Source organism: Mesorhizobium sp. M7A.F.Ca.AU.002.02.1.1, assembly GCF_003998535.1.
Taxonomy (GTDB): Bacteria; Pseudomonadota; Alphaproteobacteria; order Rhizobiales; family Rhizobiaceae; genus Mesorhizobium; species Mesorhizobium ciceri.
This window is the reverse complement of record NZ_RZPB01000178.1, coordinates 1-9,180: the sequence shown is the minus strand read 5'-3', so window position 1 is coordinate 9,180 and position 9,180 is coordinate 1. Positions and strand designations below refer to the sequence as shown.

Here is a 9,180-nt window from a genome sequence, read left to right as displayed (position 1 = left end):
GCCTGACGCGGCTGGTCGATCGGGCCGTTAAGGCGGCTTTTGCCGAAACCGGCGTGGCGGGCCGTTCCGAACTCAGTCTCGTTTTTTCCGACGACGCCCATATCCAGGTTCTCAACGCCGGCTGGCGCGGCAAGGACAAACCGACCAACGTCTTGTCTTTCCCGGCTTTTCCGTTTGCGCAGGGCGGTCCGTTGCCGCCGATGCTGGGCGACATCGTGCTGGCCGCCGAAACGGTCGCCCATGAAGCGGTACTGGAAGACAAGCCTGTCGAGAACCATATCACCCATCTCGTCATCCACGGCCTGCTGCATCTGCTGGGCTACGATCACGAGACCGAGGCCGAGGCCGAGGCGATGGAAGCCGTCGAACGCGCGGCGCTTGCAAGGCTTGCCATTCCCGACCCCTACGCGTAACTACATCTGACCAATTGACCGGACGACGATGAACGACAAACCAGAGACTGCCGCCCGCCCCGACGCCGGCAGTGCAACCAAGGCTTCCGATACGTCGGAAGAGGGATCAAGTCCGAGTACCGTTGCCTCTGGTGCTAGCAGTACCTCTGCTGCTGCCGGCACCTCTGGTGCTGCCAGCATCGGCAGCGCTGCCAGCGAGACATCGCCTGCCGGTCCCTCCCTGTTCGACCGCGTTCTTGGCCTGTTCAGGCAACGCAACGGAACCAGCCTGCGGGAGGAAATCGCCGGCGCGCTTGCCGAGACAACGAGCGATGCCGGCGCCTTCTCGCCCGGCGAACGCGCCATGCTCAACAACATCCTGCGGCTGCGCGAAGTGCGCGTCGAGGACGTCATGGTACCGCGCGCCGACATTCAAGGGGTCGAAATCACGACGACGCTCGGCGATCTGCTGGGCACCTTCGAGCAATCCGGCCATTCCCGCATGCCGGTCTATTCAGAGACCCTCGATGATCCGCGCGGCATGGTCCATATCCGTGATGTGCTGGCCCACATCACCAAGATCGCGCGCGTCAAGAAGGGCCGCTCGACCAGGAAAGCACCCGTCGCCACGGTTCTCGATCTCGCCCAGGTCGATCTCGCACGCACCATTGGCGACCTCAATCTGATCCGCCCGGTGCTGTTCGTGCCGCCGTCGATGCTCGCCTCCGACCTGATGGCTCGCATGCAGACGACGCGCACGCAAATGGCGCTGGTCATCGATGAATATGGCGGCACCGACGGCCTTGCCTCGCTGGAAGACATCGTCGAGATGGTGGTCGGCGACATCGAGGACGAGCATGACGACGACGAGCCAATGATCACCCAGAGCGGCGACGGCGTGTTCATCGTCGATGGCAAGGCCGAGATCGACGACGTCGCCAAGATGATCGGCGGGGATTTCGCCGCCGGTGAACATGGCGAATATGTCGACACCATCGGCGGCATGATTTTCAACACGCTTGGCCGTGTTCCGGCCCGCGGCGAGGTGGTGCAGGCCATACCCGGTTTCGAATTTCACGTCCTCGACGCTGATCCGCGCCGCGTCAAGCGCGTGCGCATCGTGCAGAGCCAGAAGGGTGAGCGTCGCCGGCGTGCCACGGCGCGCACCGAACAGGCGTGAGCGTTTCGCTCGCACGATGACTATCGACGACCCGTTCAAGCATCCAAGTCTGGGCTCTGGTGTTTTCTACAAGGATCCGCATGCCGCGCTGGACTGGCTCGAGGCGGCTTTCGGCTTCGAGCGCAGCATGGTGGTCAGCGATGCCGAGGGAAAGCTCATCCATGCAGAGATGCGGTTCGGCGACAGCTACATCATCGTCGATTCCGAATGGAGCGATTACGTCGCCAGCCCGGCTTCGCTCTCGGGCAAGAACACGCAGTCGATCTATGTCAGGCTGAAGGGTGGCCTGGATGCGCATTGCGAGCAGGCGCGGGCGCTCGACGCTGATATAATCCAGGAGCCGGCGGATCAGTTCTAGGGTGAGCGCCAGTATCGTGCACGCGACCCCGAGGGCCATGTCTGGACCTTCACGCAGACCATCCGTTCGGTTCAGCGCGAGGAGGCCGAGCGGCTGGGGGGCGTTCAAATCGAGGGTTGGCACCGGTAGGCAGGGCCGGAGCTGTGCATCTCAGCTAGCCCATGCGCCGTTTGGAGCGCGGAGCGCAGCCTGTTAAATCTTGTGTCCTGATTCGCGACTCGGAAGTATGCATGGAGCGCCTCACCGGCCGGATAATTCTGCTTTGGGGTTGGCGGCGTGCGCTCGTGGCGTTTCTCGCAGGCGCCCTCGCGGTGCTTGGGCAGGCGCCTTACGACTTCTTCGCCGCCTGTTTCGTCTCGTTCCCGCTGCTGGTCTGGCTGCTCGACGGCGCCACCGGCGAAGCTTCAGGCAGTCTGTTCCGGCGTCTGCGGCCGGCTTTCGCCGTCGGTTGGTGGTTCGGTTTCGGCTATTTCCTCGCCGGCCTCTGGTGGATCGGCTCGGCGCTGCTGGTCGAGGCCGACAGCTTTGCCTGGGCGCTTCCCTTCGCGGTGGTCGGCATTCCTTTCATGCTCGCCTTTTTCTACGGCTTTGCGGCAATCGTTGCCCGGCTGCTGTGGAGCAACGACATTGGCCGCATCGCCGCCCTTGCCTTCGGCTTCGGCCTGGCGGAATGGCTGCGCGATTTCCTGTTCACCGGTTTTCCCTGGAATGCCGTCGGCTACGCGGCCATGCCCGTGCCGCTGCTGATGCAGAGCGTCTCGGTGACGGGCATGATCGGCATGAACGCGCTCGCGGTGTTCGTCTTCGCACTGCCGGCACTGCTGGCGGCACGTCGGCACCTGCGCCTCGGCGCGGCACTGTTTGTCGTGCTCGTCGCTGCCCATGTCGGCTTCGGCTATATCAGGCTTGCCGCTCCCGAATCGCCAGCTTCACGCAGCCTGGATGTCCGCATTGTCCAGCCGGCCGTGGACCTGTCGGAAAAATGGGATGCCTCGGTGCGCGACCGCATCTTCGCGGTCCTGATGGGGCTCTCGGGCAAGGCGCCGGATCCAGGCCATCAAAAGCCGCAACTGATCCTGTGGCCCGAAACCTCGGTGCCGTTCCTCTTCACCGAGCGTCCGGACGCATTGACGGCGCTGGGGGATATGCTCGGACCCGGCCAGATGCTGATTGCCGGCGTCGTCCGCGAGGAAGGCGGCTCGGCCGCAAATGCCGACAGCCGCTACTACAACTCCGTGGTGGCGATCGACGACAAGGGTGAAATCACGGACGCCGTCGACAAGGTTCACCTGGTGCCGTTCGGCGAATACCTGCCTTTCGCCGATCTGCTCCAGCGTTTCGGCATCGAGCAACTGGTTGCCGGGCCGATGAGTTTCGCGGCCGGCAATGAGCGGCACGCCATCACGCTACCCGACGGCATCCGTGCGCTGCCATTTATCTGTTATGAGGTGATCTTTCCCGATCTTGTGGCAGTTGACGCTGCGTCAGCGCAGCTTATTGTGAACGTTACCAATGATGCGTGGTTCGGCGACACGCCGGGTCCGTATCAGCATTTCAGGCAGGCCCAGATCCGTGCGGTGGAAAATGGATTGCCATTGGTGCGTGCCGCCAACAACGGCATCTCGGCCGTCGTCGATCCGCGCGGGCGCATCGTCGATGCGCTTGCTATCGACGCGCGCGGCGCCATCGATGCCCACATACCGATTTCCGGACAGGCGCTCATATCTCCCGGCCAACGGCGCATTAACGGAATGCTGATCATGTTGCTGTTTGCCGTTGGGGCAGCGCTGTTGAACGTAAGGCAAAGGCTACGGGTGAATTGACAGCCAACACATTAGAAACTCATACTGTAAGTGCCTGAAAATTTCTCGAAGCCGGTGGATCGTTCTGTTGGGGCAGTTGCCTCCGGCTTTGTTTGGGCAGGAAAAAAAATAGAGAAAGCCGAAAAAATTCGGCGAGGAAAAAATGACAGAAGATAACAAGAAGAAACCGAATCCGATCGACATCCATGTTGGCAGTCGCATTCGGCTTCGCCGCAACATGCTTGGAATGAGCCAGGAAAAGCTGGGAGAAAACCTCGGCATCACATTTCAACAGATTCAGAAATATGAAAAGGGCACCAACCGCGTCGGCGCCAGCCGTCTGCAGGCGATCGCGTCCATACTCGGCGTGCCTGTCGCTTTCTTTTTTGAGGATGCGCCCGGCCAGGAGCCTGTGGCGGGCCGTGGATTTGCCGAGGACGCTTCGATGGCTTTCGCTGTCGAATTCTGCGGCAGCCCTGAAGGCCTTCAGCTCAACCGGGCCTTTGTCAAGATCGCCGACGCCAAGGTGCGCCGCAGGATCATAGACCTGGTCAAGTCCCTCTCCGCCGACGATCCCGACTGATCCTCAATCACGCCAGGACCGGCGGCGCCCCGCCGCCGGTGGCACAAGATAACGGCATCGACATTCATGCCAGAGCCGAAGCACCGCTTGACGAGCGGCGCTTCGCCCCGCTAACACGTGGCGCGCCAAAATCGGCAGCCTGCCGATCGTTTTTCAAGAGGGGACACCCGTGACGCGGCAGAACTACTTCTTTACCTCGGAATCCGTTGCCGAGGGCCATCCTGACAAAGTCTGTGACCGGATTTCCGACGAGATCGTCGATCTGGTCTATCGCGAAGCCAAGAAGACCGGCATGGACCCGTGGAAAGTCCGTGTCGCCTGCGAGACGCTGGCCACCACCAACCGTGTCGTCATCGCCGGCGAAGTGCGCGTCCCGGAAACGCTGCTGAAGAAGGACAAGGCAGGCAACATCCTCAAGGATGCCGCCGGCCATCCGGTCGTCAATCCGGCCAAGTTCAAATCGGTCGCCCGCAAGGCGATCCGCGAAATCGGCTACGAGCAGGCCGGCTTCCACTGGAAAACGGCGAAGATCGAGGTTCTGCTGCACGGCCAGTCGCCTGACATCGGCCAGGGCGTCGACAACGCTGCCGACCGTCAGGGCGAAGAGGGTGCCGGCGACCAGGGCATCATGTTCGGTTATGCCTGCCGCGAGACGCCGGATTTGATGCCGGCGCCGATCTACTACAGCCACAAGATCCTCGAACTGCTGGCTGCTGCCCGTCACGAAGGCAGCGGTGAAGCCGGCAGGCTCGGGCCGGATGCCAAGAGCCAGGTCACCGTTCGCTATGTCGATGGCAAGGCCGCCGAGGCGACGCAGATCGTGCTGTCCACGCAGCATCTCGATGCGAGCTGGGATTCAAAGAAGGTCCGCAAGGTCGTCGAACCCTATATCCGCGAGGCGCTGGGCGACCTCAAGATCGCCGACGATTGCATGTGGTACATCAATCCGACCGGCAAGTTCGTCATCGGCGGGCCGGACGGCGACGCCGGCCTGACCGGCCGCAAGATCATCGTCGACACCTACGGTGGTGCCGCACCCCATGGCGGCGGCGCTTTCTCCGGCAAGGACACCACCAAGGTGGATCGTTCGGCAGCCTATGCGGCGCGCTACCTGGCCAAGAACGTGGTGGCGGCGAAACTCGCCGACCGCTGCACCATCCAGCTTTCCTACGCCATCGGCGTCGCCCAGCCGCTGTCGGTCTATGTCGACTTGCATGGTACCGGCAAGGTCGACGAGGCAAAGCTCGAGGACGCGCTGCGCACGGTGATGGATCTGTCGCCGTCGGGCATCCGCCGTCACCTCGATCTCAACAAACCGATCTACGCCAAGACGTCGTCCTACGGCCATTTCGGCCGCAAGGCCGGCCGTGATGGGTCTTTCTCCTGGGAAAAGACCGATCTCGCCAAGGCGCTCAAGGACGCGGTCGCCGCCTGACAGCGGCGCCGCGAAGTCCCGCCATGGATCCGAAGGACAGACCAAGCCGCGCGACCGAAGCCTTTTTCGGTCGCCGGCGCGGCAAGACCATGCGTCCGCAACAGGCGGCCGCGCTGGAAAGCGGCTTCGGTGTATATCGGCTCGATCTGGCGGCCGAGCCGCCGGCCGATCTGCAAACTCTGTTTCAGACCGATGTCAGCGCGGTTCGCCTCGAGATTGGCTTCGGCGGTGGCGAACATCTCCTGCACCGCGCGACCGAGGCGCCTTCGATCGGCTTTATCGGCGTCGAGCCCTTCGTCAACGGCATGGCCAAGATGATGATGGCGGTGCGCGAGAAACCGCTCGCCAATCTGCGGGTTTATGACGACGACGCCACAAGGCTGCTCGACTGGCTGCCGCAGGCCTCGCTCGGCGGCCTCGATCTGCTCTATCCCGACCCCTGGCCGAAGAAGAAACACTGGAAGCGACGTTTCGTAAGCCCGGTCAATCTCGAGCGGTTCGCGCGCGTGCTGAAGCCTGGTTCAAAATTCCGCTTCGCCTCCGACATCGACACTTATGTCAACTGGACCTTGCTGCATTGCCGCGCGCATGGCGCGTTCGCATGGCAGGCTTGCGAGGCGGCGGACTGGCACCGGCCCTATGATGGTTGGCCGGGCACCCGTTACGAGGCCAAGGCCATTCGTGAGGGCCGGCGGCCGGCCTATCTTACCTTCATTCGGAAATAGGCTCGCGGTCTTAGAGCAATTCCAGGAAAAGTGTGAAACGGTTTTCCGTCCGGAATTGCGTCAAAGCTAGAATCGGCGGCCGATGCGATCGAAGGCGGCAGGCTCGACGCCGAGGTTGCGCAGGTCGTCGGCGCGCGGCCTGCGACCGGCTTCTACGGCCCGTGAAGCGGCCACGGCGCTGCCGAATACGGTGAAGAAGTCGCCTATTGCAGAAAATATCTTGCGATTGCTCATGATCATGTCCTTTCGCGCACGTGTGACGCACGGCCACCTTTGTGCAGCGCAGCGTAAGTAGGTGCGTTTCAGCGCCAATCCCATTGGGGCCGCCGCATGGGCGCCATGCGCTCCATGCAACGCTGGCGGGGGCCACCTCGATGGCAGCGTTGCCCGACCAGCATAGCGGGCTTGAAACACAGGCCGCGATCGTCTATATCAGCCTCAAATTCTTGGTCGGTATGACGAAGAGTGGGTCCACCCGGTCCCGCTCTTTTTTATTACCTGCCGATAACTTGGTAGAGAACGACAGGGCTTCAATGACTGCAACGGCAAGCGAGGGCGACGATCGCATCATCCGCGAAAGCGGCATCGATGCGCGCATCGCGCTGATCGTCCAGCCGGTTCTGCGCGGCATCGGCTTCCGCCTCGTGCGGGTGCATCTGTCGGGCCAGAACGGGCTGACGCTGCAGATCATGGCCGAACGCGAGGACGGCACCATGACCGTCGAGGATTGCGAAGAGGTCAGCCGCGCGGTGTCGCCGGCGCTCGATGTCGATGATCCGATCGAAAAGGCCTACCATCTTGAAGTCTCGTCGCCCGGCATCGACCGGCCGCTGGTCCGCAAATCGGATTTCACGACCTGGACGGGTCATCTGGTGAAAATGGAAACATCGATCGTCGTCGCCGACCGCAAGCGCTTCAAGGGCAAGATCGCCGAAGCCGGCGAAGACGATGTGCTGATCGAGCGCGACAAGGCAGCCTATGGCGAGGAGCCGACGGTGCGCGTCCCCTATGACGCGATTGCCGATGTGCGCCTGATCCTGACCGACGATCTCATCCGCGATGCCCTGTCGAAGGACAACAGGGCGCGCAAGGAAGCCAAGAAGCGCCGTGGCGAACCGGACGACGACGAGTCGGGTGCGGAAGCGGACGCCACGGAAGAACACGAACAGGAACTATGATTGAGCTGCCGGGCGCAAAGGTCCGGCAAACAAGCTCGGGAGAAAAACGATGGTTGTAAGCGCCAACAGACTTGAATTGCTGCAGATCGCCGACGCGGTCGCGCGTGAAAAGTCGATCGACAAGTCGATCGTCATCGCCGCCATGGCCGATGCGATCCAGAAGGCGGCGCGCTCGCGTTACGGTCAGGAGACCAACATCCGCGCCGACATCAACCCGAACACCGGTGAGATGAAGCTGCAGCGGCTGATGGAAGTGGTCGAGAAGGTCGATGACTACGCCACGCAGATCGCCATTTCCTCGGCTCGCGAGCGCAATCCCGACGCCCAGCTCGGCGACTTCATTGCCGAACAGCTGCCGCCCATGGATTTCGGCCGCATCGCCGCCCAGTCGGCCAAGCAGGTCATCGTCCAGAAGGTCCGCGAGGCCGAACGCGACCGCCAGTATGACGAGTACAAGGACCGCATCGGCGAGATCGTCAACGGTACCGTCAAGCGCGTCGAATACGGCAATGTCATCGTCGATCTCGGCCGCGGCGAAGCGATCATCCGTCGCGATGAGCTGATCCCGCGCGAGAACTACAAATATGGCGACCGCGTCCGCGCCTATGTCTACGATGTGCGCCGCGAGCAGCGCGGCCCGCAGATTTTCCTGTCGCGCACCCATCCGCAGTTCATGGCCAAGCTGTTCACCATGGAAGTGCCGGAAATCTATGACGGCATCATCGAGATCAAGTCGGTCGCCCGCGACCCAGGTTCGCGCGCCAAGATCGCCGTCATCTCGCGGGACTCATCGATCGATCCGGTCGGCGCCTGCGTCGGCATGCGCGGCAGCCGCGTCCAGGCGGTCGTCGGCGAATTGCAGGGTGAGAAGATCGACATCATTCCGTGGTCGCCTTCTGCGGCGTCCTTCATCGTCAATGCGCTGCAGCCGGCGGAAGTCGCCAAGGTCGTGCTCGACGAGGATGCCGAACGCATCGAAGTCGTGGTTCCCGACGACCAGCTGTCGCTGGCCATCGGTCGCCGCGGCCAGAACGTGCGTCTGGCTTCGCAGCTGACCGGCTGGGATATCGATATCCTGACCGAAGCCGAAGAATCCGAGCGCCGCCAGAAGGAATTCGTCGAGCGTTCGTCGCTGTTCATGGAAGCCCTCGACGTCGACGAGATGGTCGGCCAGGTGCTGGCCTCCGAAGGCTTCACCAGCGTTGAGGAAGTCGCTTATGTCGATTCCGGCGAGATCGCCTCTATCGATGGTTTCGACGAGGACACCGCTTCGGAGATCCAGACCCGCGCCCGCGAATATCTGGAGAAGATCGAGGCCGAGCACGACGACAAGCGCAAGGCGCTCGGCGTTTCGGACGAATTGCGCGAAATCCCCGGCGTCACCACCGCCATGATGGTGACGCTTGGCGAGGACGGCGTGAAGACGATCGAGGATTTCGCCGGCTATGCCGCCGACGACCTGACCGGCTGGAAGGAACGCAAGGACGGCGAGACAAAAGTCTATCCGGGCGTGCTGGCCAATCATGG

General features: G+C 62.5%; 9 protein-coding genes and 1 pseudogene. 9 read left to right on the top strand and 1 reads right to left on the bottom strand.

The genetic code is table 11. From position 1 onward, the window contains the following. From ybeY to EN879_RS13515, 7 genes and pseudogenes are all read left to right on the top strand, one after another. On the top strand, positions 1–413 hold a 413-nt coding region (gene ybeY, locus EN879_RS13545; RefSeq protein WP_127274089.1), incomplete at its 5' end, for an rRNA maturation RNase YbeY. Positions 414–441: 28 nt separating this feature from the next. After that, positions 442–1,572: a hemolysin family protein gene (locus EN879_RS13540; protein WP_063169992.1), complete on the top strand. Its 1,131-nt coding sequence runs from the start codon at positions 442–444 to the stop codon at positions 1,570–1,572. A 16-nt stretch (positions 1,573–1,588) separates the two neighbouring features. Then, a pseudogene (locus EN879_RS13535) lies at positions 1,589–2,059 on the top strand (VOC family protein). A gap of 101 nt (positions 2,060–2,160) precedes the next feature. After that, entirely contained in the window at positions 2,161–3,753 is a 1,593-nt protein-coding gene (lnt, locus tag EN879_RS13530; RefSeq protein WP_063169993.1) for an apolipoprotein N-acyltransferase, read from the top strand. 142 nt (positions 3,754–3,895) lie between these two features. Continuing rightward, positions 3,896–4,315, top strand: a complete 420-nt coding sequence (locus tag EN879_RS13525) for a helix-turn-helix domain-containing protein (RefSeq protein WP_013527901.1) — start codon at positions 3,896–3,898, stop codon at positions 4,313–4,315. A gap of 169 nt (positions 4,316–4,484) precedes the next feature. Beyond that, complete coding sequence (metK, locus tag EN879_RS13520; protein ID WP_024503461.1) at positions 4,485–5,750, top strand: methionine adenosyltransferase; 1,266 nt, start codon at positions 4,485–4,487, stop codon at positions 5,748–5,750. Positions 5,751–5,773: 23 nt separating this feature from the next. Continuing rightward, positions 5,774–6,475, top strand: a complete 702-nt coding sequence (locus tag EN879_RS13515) for a tRNA (guanosine(46)-N(7))-methyltransferase TrmB (RefSeq protein WP_024503462.1) — start codon at positions 5,774–5,776, stop codon at positions 6,473–6,475. Between the two features lie 66 nt (positions 6,476–6,541). On the opposite strand, the gene EN879_RS13510 is transcribed toward EN879_RS13515, so the two are convergent. Beyond that, positions 6,542–6,709 (bottom strand): hypothetical protein, encoded by a 168-nt coding sequence (locus tag EN879_RS13510; protein WP_013527898.1) that lies wholly within the window; start codon positions 6,707–6,709, stop codon positions 6,542–6,544. 299 nt (positions 6,710–7,008) lie between these two features. Between EN879_RS13510 and rimP the strand changes: the two genes are divergently transcribed. Further along, positions 7,009–7,653, top strand: a complete 645-nt coding sequence (gene rimP / locus EN879_RS13505) for a ribosome maturation factor RimP (protein WP_013527897.1) — start codon at positions 7,009–7,011, stop codon at positions 7,651–7,653. A 49-nt stretch (positions 7,654–7,702) separates the two neighbouring features. Next, the coding region (nusA, locus tag EN879_RS13500; protein ID WP_127274088.1) for a transcription termination factor NusA at positions 7,703–9,180 on the top strand (1,478 nt) is incomplete at its 3' end.